Here is a 17,339-nt window from a genome sequence, read left to right as displayed (position 1 = left end):
GCGGGCAAAAGCGAGGTGCAGGGTGTCAGTACAGCAGGTCCACCAGGCCCAACGAGATCCAGGGCAGGTAGGTGATGGCCATCAGGCAGGCCAGCACGACCAGGACAAAGCGCGCGAGCCACGGAATCAGCTGGTCGATGGACAGCTTGGCGACGGCGCAGGCGGCGAACAGATTGACGCCTAGCGGCGGGGTGAACATGCCGAGCGCCAGGTTGACCACCACGATCAGCCCGAAATGCACCGGGTCGATGCCGTACTGCACGGCGATAGGCGTGAAGATAGGGGCCAGCACCAGAATGGCTGCCGAGGTTTCGACAAACATGCCGATCACCAGCAGCATCACGTTGACCGCCAGCAGGAAGCTCACCGGGCTCTCGAACACCTGGGTGACCCAGGCGGCGACCTCCCCAGGCAGTCCCGAGCGGCTGATCAGGAAGCTGAACAGAGCGGCGGCAGAGATGATCAGCATCACGGTGGCGGTAGAGATGACGCTCTGGCGCAGAATCGGCAGCAGTTCGCGCAGGGGAAGTTCACGGTAGACCAGCCCGCCGACGATCAGTGCATAGAACACCGCCACTGCAGAGGCCTCGGTGGGGGTGAAGACCCCGCCGTAGATACCGCCGATCACGACTACCGGCATCAGCAAGGCCGCCCAGGCGCGCCGCAGCGAGGAACCAAAGGAGGCACGATCTTCGCGGTCACGCAGGCCATAGCCTCTGAGCTTGCAGAAGACGTAGAGAAACAGCAGCAGCGCCGACCCGATCAGCAGCCCGGGCCCGATCCCCGCGATAAACAGGCGCCCAATCGAGGTGTCGGTGCTGACGCCGTAGAGAATCAGCGGAATGGACGGAGGGATCAGTACCCCCAGTTCCGCCGAGGACGCCTGAATGGAGGCGGCCAGGGGGCGCGGATAGTCATGGGCGACCATCGCCGGGATCAGGATCGAACCAATGGCAAAGGTGGTGGCCACGCTCGAGCCCGATACCGCAGCAAACAGCATGCAGGTCAACACGCAGGTCATGGCCAGGCCGCCTTGCAGGCCCCCCACGATGGACTTGGCAAGGTCGACCAGGCGCTGGGAAATGCCTCCGGCGGCCATCAGGTTGCCGGCCAGGATAAAGAAGGGAATCGCCATCAGCGGGAAGTTGTCGATGCCGACAAACATCTGCTGGGGCACCATCAGCAGCGGGAAGCGGGTAAAGAATTCGATGCCGATGACCGACGCCAGCAGAATCGAGACGGCAATCGGTACGCCAAGGGCAAACAGGATGATCAGCGACAGGCCAATGGCAGCATTCATGGTGTCTTCCTCCCCTCGTCGGCAGCGCTGGCGGTCGAGGTAGTGGATGCAGAGCTGGTGGATGCAGCGGGAGGCGTCGCCGGCGGTGCCAGGGGGGCTTCGGCATCGGCCACGCCGATCGTCTCGCGCCCGCTCAACTGGGCGACCAGGCGAGTGATCACCGACAGCAGCGAGAAGGCTGCGCCGATCGGGATGGCGGCATAGATCCAGGCGATCGAAATGCCAACCCCAGAGAGCATCTGGTTCTGTACCCGCAGGGTCATTTGATAGCCATAGATCACCAGGATCGCCAGCACGATCATGCAGCACAGGGCAATCACGCTTTCCAGCACCTTCAGCGCGGGGGCCGGCACCAGCTTGTAGATCACCTCGACGGCCATCATGTAGCCGCCGCGGAAGGTGGCAGCAGCACCCAGAAAGACGCACCAGATCATGGTGGAGCGGGCCATCACCTCGGACCAGGTAGACGGCGCATCGAAAACAAAGCGCGTCAGCACCTGGTAGAAGCCAAGGCTGACCGAGGCCACCAGCATCAGCACCGCTGCGTACAGGGCGATCTGGGAAACGGCGCGCTCGAAGCGGAAGAACAGATCCAGCATGAGACGTTCCTCATCTCGAGTGACAGGGAGTCGGCCACGGGGAGCGCCTGGCCAGCCCGCGACAGGCGCTAGCTGGCCAGGCGCGTCCGAGTCACCCCGGACGACCCCGCGAGATCAGTTGCCGCAGTCGCTGGCGCGAATGCGATCGAGCATCTCGGAGCCGTACTCATCGGTATAGACCGAGTAAGACGGCTCGACGGCTGCCTGGAACTGTGCCTTGTCGATGTCCTCGACCACGGTCATGCCCTTGGCCTTGAGCTCTTCCACGCCCTCGGTCTCGAGTCGGGAGACCATGGCGCGGGTCGCTTCGGCACCGGCGTGGGCGGCTTCCATGAACCAGCCCTTCTGTTCGTCGGTGAGGCCGTCCCACAGGATTGGCGAGGCCAGCATGATGGCCGGCGAATAGACATGGCCGGTCAGCGACAGACGGTCCTGCACTTCCCACAGGTTACCGGTGAGAATCACCGAAATGGGGTTTTCCTGGCCGTCGACGGTGCCCTGTTGCAGTGCGGTAAACAGCTCCGGGAAGGCCATCGGCGTGGGGTGGACGCCCATCTCGTTAAACGCGGCCATGTGCATCTCGTTTTCCATGGTGCGAATCTTCAGCCCCTGGGCGTCTTCCGGAGTGTTGATATCACGCTGACTGTTGGTCATGTGGCGGAAGCCGTTTTCGGTCCAGGCGAGTCCCACGAGGTCATGTTCGCCGATCTTGTCCAGCAGGTCCTGGCCCACCTCACCATCCAGCACGCAGCGGGCATGGGCGTAGTCCTTGAACAGGAACGGCAGGTCGAGCACATAGGTCTCCGGCACAAAGTTGCCGAGGGGGCCGGTGGAGGTGACGACGGCATCGATGGTGCCGATCTGCAGCCCCTCGATCATGGCGCGTTCGCCGCCAAGCGCGCCGGAGGATTGCTCATTGACGGTGAACTCTCCCCCGGACAGCTCCTCCAGGGTGGCCTTGAAGGCATCGATGCCCTCTGAGTAGTGCGAGCTGTCCGACGTGGTGTGGCCCACGGTGATGGTCTGGGCGGCCAGTGCCGGTAGCGAGAACAGAGCGGTGGCCACCGCCAGCAGACATGGCCTGAGCGCCGTGGTGCCGAGAAGTGCCGGGCGAGAGCGCGGTTGAGCAGGATGAAGCGAGAGAGCGTGGCGTTGGGACATCGTCATTGTTGTTTCCTCTTTGCGGGATGACGCTTGGTGGCCGTGCGCTGGCACGACCGGACTAATGCTCGTGGTCGGCGATGTGGCTGCCCCGCCGCAGGCGTTCGAAGTAGTCGTCGCCCCCGATCTGGCCGCCTTTGAAGGCCACCTCCAGGGCGTGGTAGCGAGGATCGTCGCTGTGGGCCTGGCATAGCGGCGAGCCAGGGGTGTCCGGCAGCGGCAGCCGAACGGTCAGGGCGTGGATGTCCAGCGCGGCGATGGCGTGGCTCGATGTATCGCCACCCGCCACACAGACGCGGCTCAGTCCCTGGTCATCGACCAGTCGCCTGAGCATCTCGCCCAATGACTTGCCGAGGCGGTGGCGGCTGGATTCCGCCGTCAGGCTGTCGTCGTGGCTGTCGGGGCCCATGGCGGTATGCACAATGATGCTGCGCCCCTTGTTCAATGCCTCAAGGGCCTCGCTCACCGCGCTGGCCATGACCTGCTGGCAGGAGACTGGATCGGCCAGGCGCCTGGCATCCACTTCAATGGTGTGAAAGTTGGCGTGCCGTCGGGCCCAGTCAATCTGCCGAGCCGTGGTACTCGAGACACTGCCAGAGACCACCGCAATCCGATCCACCGAGGGGAGCGGTGCAAATGCTGCTGGCCCCGCTAGCGTGCCCTGGCGTTGCCATTCGCGCAGCAGGGCGTATTCCACCCCTGAAGAGCCCACCACGAGGCCGCCACCAGAGGTCCCTGTGACACCAGGGCGCGTCCGCCACAGCTGGTAGCCCACCGCCTGCTGGTGGTGTGGCTCGAGCACGTCGAAGAGCACCGCGGATGACGCCGTCATCGCTTCATCCACATGATCGTCGATATCTGGGCGAGTCAGGCTTGGCGCGGCGATCAGTCCAATCGACAGCGCCGTCTGCTCCGCCAGGTGGCGGCGCAGGTCGGCTTCTCGCATGGGGGTCACCGGATGACGCGCCATGACGGGGTGCCGGTCAATCCGATAGACCTGATCCTGGTAGGCGGCAAAGAGTTCGCCGAAGACGGTGTAGCGGCGCATCTGTGGCACGCCGACCACCAGCGGAATCGGGTTGTCACCGAAGACACTGCGGCCCACTTCCATGGCGCAGCCGATGCTGCCCACCTCGGGACTGCTGTCGAAGGTCGAGCAGGTCTTGTAGTGGGTCAGCTCGGCGCCTTGCTGGGCCAGCCAGTGGAAGGCCTGCTTGAGCTCGCGGCGCATCCAGTCATTGGATTCGCTGCGGCTGGTGCCGGCGAGCCCCAGGGCTTGGCAGTGGGCGAAGCGCGCTCGCTGCTCGTCACTGGGGCGGCGGGTGAACAGCACGCTGGGCACGCCGTGGCTGGCGAGGGCTTCCAGTGCATCGGTGGAGCCGGTCAGATCGTCACCGTAGTAGCTCAGCAGCAGCTCGCTCATGGGCAGAAGGTCTCCAGGGCCTGGGCCAGTTCGCGGTGCTCGCGCGCATGCTCGGCAAGGGAAACCCCCTGGGCGGCTGCGTCATAGGCCTGACGCAGGCTCCTGACGCCGGCGGCAATACCGCCGGGATGTGCCATGATGCCGCCCCCAGCGGTGACGATCATGTCGCTGTAGCCGCCCATGGCACGCCAGGTATCGATCGCCTGGCAGGCCGTCTGGTTGGAGGAGAACACCGGCATCACCGTATGGGCAGGGCCAGCAGCGGGAAACAGTGGGGTCAGGCAGGCCCTGGCACTGGCGGCGACGCTTGCGTCAGACTCCGAGAACTTGTTGGCCAGGCCATTGACATGAAGGTGGTCGGCCCCCGCCAGGCGCCAGAACGTTTGCCAGGCGGCGAAGTCCATCCCCAGCAGTGGGTCGCGACTGAACATGCCCCAGCCGGCACGATGGCCATGAATCGGCAGCTGACAGTGACGGCGCAGGTGGCTGACGCCGGCCAGGCCCACCGCGTTGAGCGCCACCATGACACAGCTGCCGCCAGCAGCCAGCACGTGGTCGTGGTGGCGACGCATGTCGTCGATCTCGCCGGTGATATTGAACGCCACCATGACCTTGCGACCGGTCTTCTGCTGATGGGCATGGACCAGCGGCATGATGGCATCGACGCGAGCCTCCAATGGGTTGTGGGGACCATTGGCCTGAAGCTCGTCGTCCTTGATGAAGTCGATCCCGCCATCCAGCAGCTGCTGGACGACGCTGGCAGTGGCCTGTGGGTCCAGCCCCACGCTGGGCTTGATGATGGTGCCGATCAGCGGGCCCTGGCCAATCCCGGTCAGCTGTCGAGTGCCGGCGATGCCGAATTGAGGGCCAGGATACGCTCCAGCAAAGGCATCCGGCAGCTGGATGCTCTCGAGCCTGAGACCCGAGAATTCCTTCAGCTCATACAGGTTGCCGGCCAGGGTGGCCATCAGCGTGGTCAGCGAAGGCCCCAGATTCTCCAGCGGCCAGGACAGCGTCACTCGAGCCCGCTGATAGCGCGTGCCGTCGGGTTGGGGGCGTGTCGGCATGGGCAAGGACGGCGTCGTGACGCTGTCGAGCAGCTCGATGGATTCCACCCTGGCGGCATGGCGCTCGCGCAACTCGTCGGTCTCCGCGGCCAGCCGGGTAAAGGTGCCGCAGGATTGCTCCCCGGCCATGACGTCGCAGGCATGGGCCACGTCGAACGGAGTCTCGATCAGATAGCGGGCTTCGATACGGCTCATGCCAGGGGCTCCTTGATCAGCGGGACGCGGGAGTGGGCGTCAGGTGATGCGCTGAATGCTGTCGGCGATGGCGTCAGGCTCGAAGACACGCTTCCAGTCGTCCCGCATCAGCATCGGCTTGCCGTTCTCGATGGCCTTGTTGCAGGCATCGGAGAAGGCACCTGGCTGCTCGTCGAAGATCACCGCGCCCAGGATATTGAGGTGGCCGAGCAGGAAGTCTCGCGCGCACTCGTGGCTGACGCCTCGGGCGACCACTTCATCCATGGCTTCCCGCATCACCGATAGCAGTGTGGCACAGACGGTCTCGGACAGACCGGGCTCAAGCAGGGCCATCTGTTCAACGCTGACCCGATGGCTGCGACCGACCGGTGCGTAGATGGTGCGGGCCACGGACTCGCCGAGGGCAAAATGCTGTTCGTCACCCTGCATCAAGGCACTGACAATGTGCTGGGTGGCATGGCTGCCGCCAAAGTAGTCGCGCTTGGCCTCCAGCGTGGTCTCGTCGTTGAAGATAGGCGGATGGCAGGGATGGGTCACGAAGTAGACCAGGTCGTCACGATCCGGCAGGTGACCGGCAAACGGTGCAGCGGCGTCCAGGCAGATCACCATGGTGCCAGGAGCGATGGACGGCGAGAGGTCGGCGGCAATCTTCTGAATCAATGTATCGGGCACGGCCAGGATGACCACATCTGCCCCCTTCACCGCCTGCTCGCCGCTGTCGACGCACTCGATCCCCAGCTCATCGCGAAGGCGCTGGCGCCCCTGCTCGCTGACTTCCACATGACGCACTTCAAAGTCCGAGGACGAGAGGTTGCGGGAGAGGCGGGCGCCCATCTTGCCGCCGGCGCCGATCAAGGCAATGCTGGTCATGGTCAGGTAACCTGTTCGAATGAGGAAGGAGGCAAGTCGTCGTGCAACTGGTATGATGACAATATAAGTGACCGATAGTGTCAAACACGACCTTGGTCGAGTGTCACGCTCGCGCCCCGTCATGGAGGCGATCCACGAGCCCAGACAGTGCAGGAAATGAGCCATGAGCGACTCGTTGAAGATTTCTCGCCGCAAGTTGTCCGACGAGGTGTTTGACCGGCTGTATCAACAGCTGCTGGAGGGGGCGTATGCGCCAGGCGACAGCCTGCCCTCCGAGCGTGAGCTGATGGAGTCCTTTGGGGTAGGGCGACCGGCTATTCGGGAGGCCGTGCAGGCTCTGGAACGCCTCGGCCTGGTAGCGATTCACCATGGGCAGCGGCCCAAGGTACTGACCCCCAGCGCCGACGGCATGCTGGCGCAGATCGAACTGACCGCCATGCACCTGCTGGCGACTGAGCCGGCAACGCTGGATCACCTGAAAGAGGCCAGGAAGTTCTTTGAGGTCGGCATGGTGGCGAGGGCGGCGCGCAAGCTGGCACCGAAGGACCTGGCGCGCCTCGAAGCGCTGGTTGCCGAGCAGAGGCGCGCGCTCAACCGAGACATCAAGGCCTTCATCGCGGCGGATATGGACTTTCACGTCGCCATCGCCGAGTCTACCGGGAACCCCATCTTCGTCGCCGTCAGTCGCGCCATGTTCGAATGGTTGGCCCGGTTTCACACCTCGCTGATTCACTGGAAGGGCAGCGAGCACGTGACGCTGGAAGAGCACGAGCGCATCCTGGCGGCACTCAAGAAGGCCGATGAAGGGGCCGCCATTCGCGAGATGCAGGCGCATCTGGAGCGGGCGCGCTCGGTGTACGCTCCGAGTTGATGGTTGGGCAATCGTGTCAGGGGATCTAAGGAGTGGATACACAGCTGGTCTATGCGCTTGATCTGGCGGGCACCGTCGTGTTCGCGCTTTCGGGTATCTTGCTGGCATGCCGTTCGCGCATGGATCCCATCGGCATGCTGGTGCTGGCCGCTGTCACCGCCGTGGGCGGAGGCACGCTGCGCGATCTGGTGCTCGGTGTGGCTCCGGTTTTCTGGGTGCGTGATCCTGTCTATCTCTGGGTCATTCTGGCCACCGTCATGGGCGCCCTGGTGGGCTTTCACTATATCCACCGCCTCCACCGGGTGGTCCTGCCGGTAGCAGACGCCTTCGGCCTCGCGCTGTTTGTCATTATCGGCGCCAACAAGGCGTTGCTGCTGGACACCTCGGGGCTGGTCGCTGTTCTGATGGGGCTGTTTACCGGTGTGGCGGGCGGCATGGTCAGAGACGTGCTGGCGCGTCGCGTGCCCATGGTGCTGTGTCGCGAGGTGTACGCCACCGCCGCCATTGCCGGTGGGGTCGTATATGTGGTGTTGACTCGACTCGAGCTGCCAATGCTTGGGATCGTGCTGTCCCTGGCCACCACCCTAGGCTTGAGGCTTGCCGCCATCCGCTGGCAACTGGCGCTGCCCTTGGTGGCGTGGGTCGTGATCGAGCCGTCTGCGTCAGCCTCCCCCCCAGATGACACGTCCTCAGCGGCTGAAGCTTCGTTAGCGCACGAGCAACGGCGCGATGCCTCTGCGGCTCCCCCTCAGGCGCCTTTGATTCCTGCACCGGCACGCCCCAAGATGCGCGTTCGCCTGGTGTCCCGTCGCAAGGCGGCACGGCTGTGGCCTGATGAGGACGACGGCCACTAGGGCTTGTCTGAAAAGTGCCTGCGCTCGGTAATACGGCGTTAAAAATCAGCTGGTACGCCAGCCCGGTCAAAATGCTCATTTACCCCCTGTAAACTGCGCTTTCTCACCGATTTTTGCCTTGTCTAACCTTCGCTCGTCGACTTTTCGTACAAACCCTAGGCAAGTGTCGTTGACGGCGTGATCAACTATCTTGCCAGAAACGCACCGCCTGTCTGAAAAGCACTGTATGGCGTGCACAGGGGGTGTGCCGACGTTACCGGGGCAAGGGGGCGCGCAATGGGACAGTGGCAGAGGTGTCGGCGACTGCAGCGCAGGCTGCTGTATGTGGTGCTGGTAGGGTTAGCCTGGGCGGCCCCTGCGTCGGCATATGACGCTGGCGATGTATCCACACGCGTAGCTGATGATTCACCTGCTAGCCACGCACCTGCCGACGCCTTGGCCCCTGTCCATGAGGCAGGTGTACTGGAGGCCCGCTCGCGCCAGGCGGCGATCGAGATTCGTGCCACCTACGACGGGGCCTTGGAATCCCTGCCCAATGACAAGCAGCGTCACTATGCGCAGCGACTGTGGCGACTGACCGGCGATCCCGCCTATCTTTGCTGGAATCGTCAGTACGCCCAGCGCCTGCTGCAACAGCTGGCGCGTGACGCCGCCACGGTGGAGGATCCTGCGGCGCTGCGCGCACGTAATCGCCAGCTGCTCGAGGGCTATCCCGAGACTCGGGCCAAGCAGCGGCGGCGCAAGGCGATGCTGGCGGACTATCCACAGATGATGTTGCCAATGGGAATCCTGTTTCGGCTGACCCAGGCTCAGTATCACGGTCTACTGGAGGGTCTGCCTCCCGGCCAGTACGCGTCACTCACGCGGGCGCTTGACGAGGTCGACTGGCACGCCTTCCTGACCGACCCCGAGGTTATCTCTGTCTATGCGGCCCAGGTCGCCAATCAGGCGACGTTTCTCGCTGAGCTGGGTATCGTCAATCTACGTGACGACGTGGCGTCGGCCTTTCGCTCGCTGTACCCGGCGGAGCGGATCGCCGAGCTGTCTTCCGCCGACTATCACAATTGGCTCTACGGCCTGACGCATTTTGTCATCGCCGCCAGTCGCTACTATCAGCGCACTGCCCAACATCGGTCGGTCGACTGGGCGGTGGAAGCACTGGTGTCCCAGTCCTCTGCACTGGCCCAGGTCAAGACGGATATCGTGGCCGAGGTCGCGCTCTCGCTGCAGCTCGGGGGACGTGCGGATCACCCACTGGTGGATACGCTGCATGCCATCCTGCTGGAGCGTCGTGATCCCTCCACGGGAATCCTGCCAGGCACCGACGGCAGCCTCGATCTGGCCAGTGGAGAGCATCGCAATGTGCTGGCCATCATGACCCTGGGCTGGACCGGTAGTCTTTACCCGGGACCTTCACTGACGCCGGAAGAAGGAGATGCCGCAGTGGCCTGTGGGGCAGGTGAGCTAGGCTTACGCGAGACAGGCTCACGAGAGGCAGTCGAAGGATCGGTACCATAAGCCTCCGGGGCCGTGGGATGGCTCCGCAGCGGCGGGCAGCTGGCGGCTCAGTGAGTCACGCAGGCGGTAGTAGAGAGGGTCGAGCAGGGGGTTGCGTTCGCGCTCGGCGAGATCATTGTCGATATAGTAGGCGCGCCTGACGCCGCAGTATTGAATGGTGTCGCTGGCGGATTGGAAGCGAAACCCGGATAAGGTCAAAAGCCTTGCCAGCGGCGGTTCCATCAAGGCATACAGATGGCGACGAGAGGTCAGTCCCGCCAGCGCGTGGGCACTGAGAAACAGGCCGGTGACGATCAGCGGAAAGGCGCGACGCTCCTCGGGCGGGAACTGGGCGAGCTGGATGTCTTCGTCTGCTGCCTGGGCTCGGAAGAGCCGTGATATGGCCAGGCGCGAGATTTCTGCGACGTCGCGGCCTTGATGTTGCTGGGGGTGAAGCTCTCGGCTGCTGAACACGTGTCGAGTGGCATCGATGACGGGCAGGTGGTCAGGGCGATCCGACGGCGGAAATACCAGCCTCACGCACCCGGCAGCGAGTCCGCTGGCCCGGTGCTCGACCAGGCAGTGCAAGGCCTGGTCGTCGAAGTCATCGTGCTCCTGATTGGCGTCATGGCTGCCAGGCAACGCGTAGTTCAGCTCGCGTAGAAACACATCGTGGCGCAGAGAATAGACCCGCTCACGGTCCTCGGCGGTACGTACAAGAATGACGCGAAATTGATCGGCAAATTGCTCTAGCAAGCGTTGCCGCTGCGTCGAACTGTGCGCCTCATCTGCTGGCATGGACGGTGACCTCCCTGTTGTCGGTTCCTGCCTGTCGCGGGGAGGTGGCATACCCGCTCAAGATGCGCTCCTCCCCTTGTTATTAAGGTCCCTTTAATATGCACTATTTCCCGTGGTGCGTATTGTTCACTGGATTGAAGTCGAAGACCTCTTCGAACGGCACCGGGCGGCCCAGGTGATAGCCCTGGCCGTAGGCAATGTTGTAAGACGACAGCAGAGGGATCAGGGCCTCCTGATCCACAAACTCGGCGACGGCCTGCTTGCCGAAGCCGGTGGCAATGTCGGAAACCGCCTTGACGATCACACGACTATCGGGGCTGGTGGCCAGGCTACGGATGAAGGAGCCATCGATCTTGATGTAGTCGACGGGCAGCTGACCCAGGTAGTGGAAGCTCGAGAAGCCCACCCCGAAGTCATCCAGCGCCGTACGGCAGCCCAGGTCGCGAACGCTCTGCAGTACGCCTCGTGCCGTCGAAAAGTCGGTCACGGCAGCGGTTTCGGTGACTTCCAGCACCAGGTGGTGGGGATCCGCCTGGCTGGTCTCAAGCAAGTCCGCCAGGAATTGCTTGAGACCCTCGTCATGCAGTGACTGGCCAGACAGGTTCACCGCCAGGCTGATGCCGTCAAGGCGCGCCAGGGCGTGCACGCAGTGGTGCAGCACCCAGCGATCGATGGCCACGATCTGACCGGAGTGCTCTGCCACCGGGATAAAGCGAGCGGGAGAGATCAGGCTGCCATCGTCATCACGCAACCGCAGCAGCACCTCGTAGTGACGGATGGAGCGGTCTTCAAGCTTGACGATGGGTTGCACCATCAACACAAAGTCGCCGTCGACCAGCGCACGGCGGATACGGTCTACCCAGTAGACGCGCTCATTCAACTCGTCACGAGCGTTCTCCAGCGTGGCCAGCAGGTGCCAGCGTTGGAGGTTGCTGGCCTTGGCCTTGTACATGGCCACGTCGGCGCTGGCCATCAGGTCTGCAGGTGTGGCCCCTTCAGTGGGGAAGGGGACGATGCCGATGCTGGCAGTGATCCTGTGGCGGCGGCCTTCGGCAACAAAGCCGAGGCTTTCGAACAGCTGGTTCAGGTGCTGGGCAATGCGTATGGCATGATCCTCGTCCACGCCATTCAGCAGCAACGCGAACTCATCTCCCCCGAGACGTGCGACCACCCCACGGTGGGCATACTCTTGCTGCAGCAACCGGGCCACGGTGTGCAGCATGCGGTCGCCCGCGTGATGACCGCTGAGTTCATTGACCTCCTTGAACTGGTCCAGATCCAGCAGCATCACTGCACCGTGTTCGCCGCGGCTCAGTGCACGCCGCAGGGATTCGAGGAAGAAGCGTCGATTGTAGAGCTCAGTGAGCGGATCACGCTCGGCGAGCCAGGTCAGGCGAGACTCGGCCGCCTTGCGTTCAGTGATATCAAGGCCGACCGAAATCCGTGCCAGAGACGTGCTGTCTCGGCCCAGTAGGGGGCTGTGGTACCAGATGATGGTGCGTAGCTCACCATCGGGCAGGGTCAGGGTCCGCTCCTCCTGCAGTCGGGACGAACCTGGCGTGGTGGCCTCCAGCGCGACATCGAAGATGTCGTCGAAACGGCGTCCGAGCAGTTCGCGAGACGGGCAGCTCAGCTGCTGTTCGAGGTAGGCGTTGATCATGTCGATACGTCCTTCCTCGTCCTGAGTCAGGATATAGACCTGGGCGGTATCGATCAGGCTGCTGATGAAGTCTCGCTCCCGGGCCAGCTCCTCGATCCGGCGAGCCAGCTCTTCGCCACGCTGGCTGACCTGCTGTTGCAGGCGCTCGAGATGGTCAGCGAGGGTCAGTGTGCTGGCTTCCAGCACATCGATCTCGTCCGGTAGCCGGCGTGGCGCCAGCGGCAGTGCATCACGCGCCTGGGAGAAGCCGCCTCGAGCCAGTAATGGCAGCACCGAGGCCACGCGGCGCAGGCGGGCCATGGGCCGCAGCAGAATCGCCAGCAGCAGCAGCTCAGCCGATAGCCAGCCAAACAGGCTCGCGATCATCTGGGTGCGGGTGTCCAGCTGGATGGCATGAATCTGCGTGGTGATGTCGGACATCAGCACAAAGTAGGCGGGCGCACGTGTTCCAGAGGATGAGGTCAGCGGCACAGCCGACAGCTCGAGATGGCGGCCGTCCTGCTGCATGCGCAGTGGCGTTCGCGCCAGGTCCTCGAGCGAGCGCTTGCGACTTGCCTGCCTGAGCAGCGCCAGGCTGTGGGGCGCATTGGTCACGGCCTGCACGCGCCCTTGCCAGTCAGGCAGCTGTCGCTCGGCCTGGTTGCCTGGCCCTTGGTCGTCGCTGGCCACAAGGCTGATCAGTGCCACCTCGCTGGTCGAGATATCGCGGGTCTGGCGGGTCACGTCGGCCAGGGAACGCGATAGCAGCAAAGCCCCGGAACTGCCGCCATCGGCCAGAACGGGGACCACGGCGTACTGGCGGCACTGGGGGGCACACTCAAGAGGGGATAAGGGGCGTTCCTCACGCATGACGGTGGTCATCCAGCGCGTGTAGCGAGAGGGCGCCTGTTGGTCCGGCTCGCCTCCCAGCGCCATGACCAGGCCGGCCTGGTCGTCATACACCAGCATGCGCTCTACGCCGGCTTCCAGCTGCAGTGAAGGCCACAGCGATGCCAGATCCGGTGACAGCTCGGCAGCCGACGAGGGCAGAGTGGGGCGGCGTAGTGCGGGACCCAGGTCAGGAGATGCGGCAATGAGTCCCGCGAGCTGCTGCAAGCCGTTCTCCGAGCGGCGGATGGCAAATTCGAGCTCTCGTTGCTGGCGCTCGATCTGTTCCTGGCGAGAGGCCGTGAACTGCCGCGTGAGGTTGGTGTAGGAGAGGTACGTGAAGAGTACCGCCAGGGCGACCAGCAATAGGCTGGTCAGCGTCACCACACGCCAGGTCAAGCCCAGGCGCAAACGCTGGGAACGGCTATCGGAAGCACGCGCCATCAGAACCTCAACGACAGCTGAAAGAGCCACATGTCCCAGCTGCGCTCTGTATCACGCGGGTCCGGATTGTCCTGCACCGGCAGCCAGGCAGTGCCGTCCACATGGTGGTACTCCCCCGCCAGCATGACGCGGCTATGGGGCTGCCACTGCAACCCGAAGGTCCAGTCGTTGGCGTACTGGGAATAGCTCGGCCCACGGCCCTCGCGTTCGTAGTCGTTGCCGTTACGGTCATCGCGGTCGTTGACCAGGCTGTCGTAGCGAATCAGCCAGCGCCAGTCGTCGAGAAAACGGCGACGGTACTGCACGTACCAGCTTTCGCCCTGGTTCTTGTTGTCCTCGAACGCATTGAACCCGGCCAGCTCGACATCGCGCAGGGCATACTCCGCCGTCAGACTCCATTGCTCGGCATTGTATTGCGCGGAAAATATCCAGGGTTGGAAGTCCAGCTTGCCGTCTCCGGGAAAGGCTCCGGGAGAGTCATAGTCGGCCTTGACGGACGCGGCACTCAAGGCGAACACCATGCGTCCACCATCATGTTCATAGCGGACCTGCCCCACCAGCGAGGTATCGGCATCGAAGGAGCCCGGCAGGACATCCAGGCCGAGGACCTCTTCGACGTCATCGTCGACCTGAGCCTGGCCGACCCCGAGCTGGGTATGAATCACGCCATCATTGATGCGCTCTTCGTGATAGAGCTTCAGGCCGTCGGCGGAAAGTCCCAGCGAACGCGTGCGATCGAAGTAGATCGACTGGGGAAGCAGGATACTGGGGCGAGTGAAGGCAACGTCACGGGTCTGGTTGTAGAAGCCGAAAGGGTTCTTGAAGCGCCCAAGTTGCACGCCGAAAGTGCGCTCTGTGTTGGACAGCAGCTGCCAGTCGGCGATCCCGTAGTCGAGCTCGATGGAGCCATTGTCGATCCCTCCGGCGCGACGACTCAATGCCTGTGCTGCGAGCAGCAGGTTCTCCGTGGGCCGAATCGATGCGTTGATGCCCAGCTCTGTATAGTCCCAGCTTCCGCCGCTGTCGCTGCTGTCACCAAACATGTTGTTGTCGTCGGTGATGACCAGCGCCTGGCTGAGGAAACCATGAACCTGAACCGTATCCAACGGGCTGGCATGTGCCTTGGCCTGGCAGGCCAGCACCAGCGTCGCCAACAGGCCTAGCCGGGCCGGCGATACGCGGAGTAGGCCATGGCGTTGAGGCACTCGCCCCATGGCATGATAGTGGCCGCCGTGGATGCCAGGCGAAAATGGCTCGCGGCAAGCTGATAGCGCTTCGCTAATCCCTGCTGATGGCTTGGACGCGCTCATCCAGGTACTCCCTTTCGATGTAGCCGATGGCACCTGGGGTGGACGCCACCGTGTCAATCATGTCCCGCTGGCTGCGCACGCGGTGGGGTGCCTGGCCAGTGCCGGAAAAAACAATGCGGTCCCATGCCAACTGCAGTTGGTGGGGATAGACGGAGAGCCATTGTTTGACGAAGGCCCCGTGAACCGGGTCGTCGTTGGCCAGTACGTAAACTTCCGCCGCATGGCCGTCGGGCCAGGTGCGAAGACGCATGGCAAAGATCGCCCTGAGCGTGTCTCGGTCCAGCTCCTGCAGGGCGACGCCAGGGTGTGCGATGACGGCGACGTCAGTCGGGGGCTTTCCCCACGCGGTCGTGCCGACGAGCCCTCCTGTCAGCAGAGCCGTACATACGCAGAACAGGAGGCGAAGAGCAGCCTTGCGCATCAATGCAGCCTCTCGATCGCCCCGCTAGCGGGCAGATGTCGCCTGGAGAGTGGCATCCACGGTGTCATAAAGGTCTGAGTTCCCTGCTTGGCTTCCTTGCGTCATGGCGCCTGCGCGGTATAGGCGACGGCAGCGCCATGCAAGAGCGGATAGCCTTATGTCTTTACGCATGTCATGCGTCTGTATTGTGCTTTAACAAGCTTATCCTAAGGAGAGCCAATGTGCGGCAAAAGAGAGGTAGCAAAGAGTTTATGCCACCAACGCAAGCGCTCCCAGCACCTGCGTTGGTCCTCGCCTCGGATAGCGGGTTCAGCCTGAAACGGCGAAGCTAGCCTGGTTGAGCCACAGGTGCACGGCAACGCTGGCGGCGTAGCCGAGGGCAATCACCGGCGCCCAGCGCAGATGGCCCATGAAGGTGTAGTAGCCGCGAGCCTGGCCCATCAGTGCGACCCCTGCAGCAGACCCGATCGACAGCAAGCTGCCGCCGACGCCTGCGGTCAGCGTGATCAGCAGCCAGTGGCCGTGGGACATGTCCGGCTCCATCGTCAGCACCGCGAACATCACGGGAATGTTGTCGACCACCGCCGAGATGATGCCCAGCGCGATATTGGCCCAGGTCGCATCCCACTGCTGGTACATCACGTCGGAGAGCAGTCCGAGATAGCCCATGAAGCCTAGGCCACCGACGCACATGACGACGCCGTAGAAGAACAGCAGCGTATCCCACTCGGCCCTCGCCACGCGGTTGAAGACGTCAAAGGGCACCACACTGCCGAGCTGTTCGAGCTTCTTCCAGTCACCTTTCTGGGTATAGGCAGTGCGCTTGCGGTCCAACGACTTCGGCAGACTCTTGCGCAGATAGAAGCCGAAGAACTGGAGGTAGCCGAGCCCGGTCATCATGCCCAGCACCGGCGGCAGGTGCAGTAAGGTATGGCAGGCCACGGCGGTCGCTACCGTCAGCAGGAACAGCACGATGATACGTCTGGCGCCACGCTTGAGTTCGACCGTCTCTTCCAGGCTGTCCGGGGTACGGTTGTGGATGAAAAAGCTCATGACCACCGCCGGCACCAGGAAGTTGACCAGCGAGGGAAGCAGCAGGTCGAAGAACTCCTGAAACTCGATCAGTCCGGCCTGCCAGACCATCAGCGTGGTGATGTCGCCGAACGGGCTGAAGGCCCCTCCCGCGTTGGCCGCCACCACGATATTGATGCAGCACAGATTGATGAACTTCTTGTCGCCTTCCGCCACCTTCGTCACCACTGCACACATCAGCAGCGCGGTGGTCAGGTTGTCGGCGATGGGGGAAATCACGAACGCCAGGCCGCCGGTCAGCCAGAACAGGGTGCGATAGCTGAACCCCTTCTGCACCATCCACGAGCGCAGCCCGTCGAATACCCTGCGTTCATCCATGGCGTTGATGTAGGTCATCGCCACCAGCAGGAACAGCATCAGCTCGGAAAATTCCAGCAGGGTGACGTGGAAGGCATGCTCTGCCGCGTCAGGCATGCCGGACTGAACGTAGGTCCAGCCAATCAGCGCCCAGATCAAGCCCGCAGCGACCAATACTGGCTTGGACTTGCGCATATGCAGCTTTTCTTCGGCCATGACCAGTGCATAGGCCAGTACGAAGATGGCTACCGCAATGAAGCCAGTGGTGGAGCTGGTGAGATCAAGCTCTCCGGTAACAGCGAGGCTGTTGCCTGCCAGTGTGAGGCCCGCCAGGAGCATGGCGATCAGCAGCGGCCAGCGACGTGGTCGTCGTAAGCCAATATCAGTCGTGTACATGACGATGGCATCCTGAAAATGAATGAAAGATGGAGAAATCGCCATCGAGCCTATCACAGCGTTTTGCACCGCAATATGCTGCCAAAGGCGCGCTGTGCTGCACCTTTGGTAGGGGGCGTTGGTGCCGTGACCTGGAGGTAGCCGGTGCAGCCATAAGGGGTCACATGTCGGCAAAGAAGTGTCATGAAGTGGCGGGCAGGACAAGAAACGCGACGCT

14 protein-coding genes are annotated in these 17,339 nt (G+C 63.2%); 3 read left to right on the top strand and 11 right to left on the bottom strand.

Features of this window, described 5'->3' with window-relative positions; genetic code table 11:
* Positions 1 to 25: 25 nt before the first annotated feature.
* The 6 genes from KUV41_RS03645 to KUV41_RS03620 form a co-directional block, all read right to left on the bottom strand.
* The gene (locus KUV41_RS03645; RefSeq protein ID WP_206941456.1) at positions 26 to 1,300 is read right to left on the bottom strand and encodes a TRAP transporter large permease; all 1,275 of its coding nucleotides are present in this window, start codon (positions 1,298 to 1,300) and stop codon (positions 26 to 28) included.
* Entirely contained in the window at positions 1,297 to 1,899 is a 603-nt protein-coding gene (locus KUV41_RS03640; RefSeq protein WP_222484298.1) for a TRAP transporter small permease, read from the bottom strand. The genes KUV41_RS03645 and KUV41_RS03640 overlap by 4 nt, the downstream gene beginning before the upstream one ends.
* 114 nt (positions 1,900 to 2,013) lie before the next feature.
* Positions 2,014 to 3,066 carry a TRAP transporter substrate-binding protein gene (locus tag KUV41_RS03635; RefSeq protein ID WP_261395895.1) on the bottom strand — a complete coding sequence of 351 codons (1,053 nt, stop codon included), beginning with the start codon at positions 3,064 to 3,066 and terminating at the stop codon, positions 2,014 to 2,016.
* Between the two features lie 55 nt (positions 3,067 to 3,121).
* Positions 3,122 to 4,483 carry a four-carbon acid sugar kinase family protein gene (locus tag KUV41_RS03630; protein WP_222484296.1) on the bottom strand — a complete coding sequence of 454 codons (1,362 nt, stop codon included), beginning with the start codon at positions 4,481 to 4,483 and terminating at the stop codon, positions 3,122 to 3,124.
* The gene (locus KUV41_RS03625; protein WP_222484294.1) at positions 4,480 to 5,745 is read right to left on the bottom strand and encodes a ribulose-bisphosphate carboxylase large subunit family protein; all 1,266 of its coding nucleotides are present in this window, start codon (positions 5,743 to 5,745) and stop codon (positions 4,480 to 4,482) included. Before KUV41_RS03625 ends, KUV41_RS03630 begins: the two co-directional genes overlap by 4 nt.
* A 39-nt stretch (positions 5,746 to 5,784) precedes the next feature.
* A complete protein-coding gene (locus KUV41_RS03620) occupies positions 5,785 to 6,615 on the bottom strand; it encodes a phosphogluconate dehydrogenase C-terminal domain-containing protein (protein ID WP_206941448.1) in 831 nt (276 codons plus the stop codon).
* A 163-nt stretch (positions 6,616 to 6,778) separates the two neighbouring features.
* On the opposite strand from KUV41_RS03620, the gene nanR reads away from it, so the two are divergent.
* The 3 genes from nanR (at position 6,779) to KUV41_RS03605 (ending at position 9,858) form a co-directional block, all read left to right on the top strand.
* The gene (gene nanR, locus KUV41_RS03615; RefSeq protein ID WP_222484293.1) at positions 6,779 to 7,486 is read left to right on the top strand and encodes a transcriptional regulator NanR; all 708 of its coding nucleotides are present in this window, start codon (positions 6,779 to 6,781) and stop codon (positions 7,484 to 7,486) included.
* A 32-nt stretch (positions 7,487 to 7,518) separates the two neighbouring features.
* Positions 7,519 to 8,340, top strand: coding sequence for a trimeric intracellular cation channel family protein (locus tag KUV41_RS03610; RefSeq protein WP_315900537.1), 822 nt, complete (start codon positions 7,519 to 7,521; stop codon positions 8,338 to 8,340).
* A gap of 276 nt (positions 8,341 to 8,616) precedes the next feature.
* A complete protein-coding gene (locus tag KUV41_RS03605) occupies positions 8,617 to 9,858 on the top strand; it encodes a DUF3541 domain-containing protein (RefSeq protein WP_222484291.1) in 1,242 nt (413 codons plus the stop codon).
* Here the strand turns inward: KUV41_RS03605 and KUV41_RS03600 are convergent.
* From KUV41_RS03600 to nhaD, 5 genes are all read right to left on the bottom strand, one after another.
* On the bottom strand, positions 9,826 to 10,635 hold the full coding sequence (locus tag KUV41_RS03600; protein ID WP_222484289.1) for a PEP-CTERM/exosortase system-associated acyltransferase: 810 nt from the start codon (positions 10,633 to 10,635) through the stop codon (positions 9,826 to 9,828). The two genes, KUV41_RS03605 and KUV41_RS03600, sit on opposite strands and share 33 nt — an antisense overlap.
* Before the next feature lie 103 nt (positions 10,636 to 10,738).
* Positions 10,739 to 13,606 (bottom strand): EAL domain-containing protein, encoded by a 2,868-nt coding sequence (locus KUV41_RS03595; RefSeq protein WP_222484287.1) that lies wholly within the window; start codon positions 13,604 to 13,606, stop codon positions 10,739 to 10,741.
* Positions 13,606 to 14,916, bottom strand: coding sequence for a hypothetical protein (locus tag KUV41_RS03590; RefSeq protein ID WP_261395894.1), 1,311 nt, complete (start codon positions 14,914 to 14,916; stop codon positions 13,606 to 13,608). The genes KUV41_RS03595 and KUV41_RS03590 overlap by 1 nt, the downstream gene beginning before the upstream one ends.
* Positions 14,885 to 15,337 carry a hypothetical protein gene (locus KUV41_RS03585; RefSeq protein ID WP_224851969.1) on the bottom strand — a complete coding sequence of 151 codons (453 nt, stop codon included), beginning with the start codon at positions 15,335 to 15,337 and terminating at the stop codon, positions 14,885 to 14,887. Before KUV41_RS03585 ends, KUV41_RS03590 begins: the two co-directional genes overlap by 32 nt.
* Positions 15,338 to 15,646: 309 nt before the next feature.
* The gene (nhaD, locus tag KUV41_RS03580; protein WP_206941438.1) at positions 15,647 to 17,122 is read right to left on the bottom strand and encodes a sodium:proton antiporter NhaD; all 1,476 of its coding nucleotides are present in this window, start codon (positions 17,120 to 17,122) and stop codon (positions 15,647 to 15,649) included.
* Positions 17,123 to 17,339 lie beyond the last annotated feature (217 nt).

The organism is Halomonas sp. DP8Y7-1 (assembly GCF_019801685.1).
Taxonomy (GTDB): Bacteria; Pseudomonadota; Gammaproteobacteria; order Pseudomonadales; family Halomonadaceae; genus Halomonas; species Halomonas litopenaei_A.
Note: the sequence above shows the minus strand (reverse complement) of the source record. Positions and strands in the feature narration are given on the sequence as shown.

Bases quoted from the DNA above. Each gene is read 5' to 3' on its own strand.
- KUV41_RS03620 (WP_206941448.1), bottom strand. From the start codon at position 6,615: ATGACCAGCATTGCCTTGATCGGCGCCGGCGGCAAGATGGGCGCCCGC.
- nanR (WP_222484293.1), top strand. From the start codon at position 6,779: ATGAGCGACTCGTTGAAGATTTCTCGCCGCAAGTTGTCCGACGAGGTG.
- KUV41_RS03605 (WP_222484291.1), top strand. From the start codon at position 8,617: ATGGGACAGTGGCAGAGGTGTCGGCGACTGCAGCGCAGGCTGCTGTAT.
- KUV41_RS03595 (WP_222484287.1), bottom strand. From the start codon at position 13,606: ATGGCGCGTGCTTCCGATAGCCGTTCCCAGCGTTTGCGCCTGGGCTTG.
- KUV41_RS03630 (WP_222484296.1), bottom strand. From the start codon at position 4,483: ATGAGCGAGCTGCTGCTGAGCTACTACGGTGACGATCTGACCGGCTCC.
- KUV41_RS03590 (WP_261395894.1), bottom strand. From the start codon at position 14,916: ATGAGCGCGTCCAAGCCATCAGCAGGGATTAGCGAAGCGCTATCAGCT.
- KUV41_RS03585 (WP_224851969.1), bottom strand. From the start codon at position 15,337: ATGCGCAAGGCTGCTCTTCGCCTCCTGTTCTGCGTATGTACGGCTCTG.
- KUV41_RS03645 (WP_206941456.1), bottom strand. From the start codon at position 1,300: ATGAATGCTGCCATTGGCCTGTCGCTGATCATCCTGTTTGCCCTTGGC.
- nhaD (WP_206941438.1), bottom strand. From the start codon at position 17,122: ATGTACACGACTGATATTGGCTTACGACGACCACGTCGCTGGCCGCTG.
- KUV41_RS03640 (WP_222484298.1), bottom strand. From the start codon at position 1,899: ATGCTGGATCTGTTCTTCCGCTTCGAGCGCGCCGTTTCCCAGATCGCC.
- KUV41_RS03635 (WP_261395895.1), bottom strand. From the start codon at position 3,066: ATGACGATGTCCCAACGCCACGCTCTCTCGCTTCATCCTGCTCAACCG.
- KUV41_RS03625 (WP_222484294.1), bottom strand. From the start codon at position 5,745: ATGAGCCGTATCGAAGCCCGCTATCTGATCGAGACTCCGTTCGACGTG.
- KUV41_RS03600 (WP_222484289.1), bottom strand. From the start codon at position 10,635: ATGCCAGCAGATGAGGCGCACAGTTCGACGCAGCGGCAACGCTTGCTA.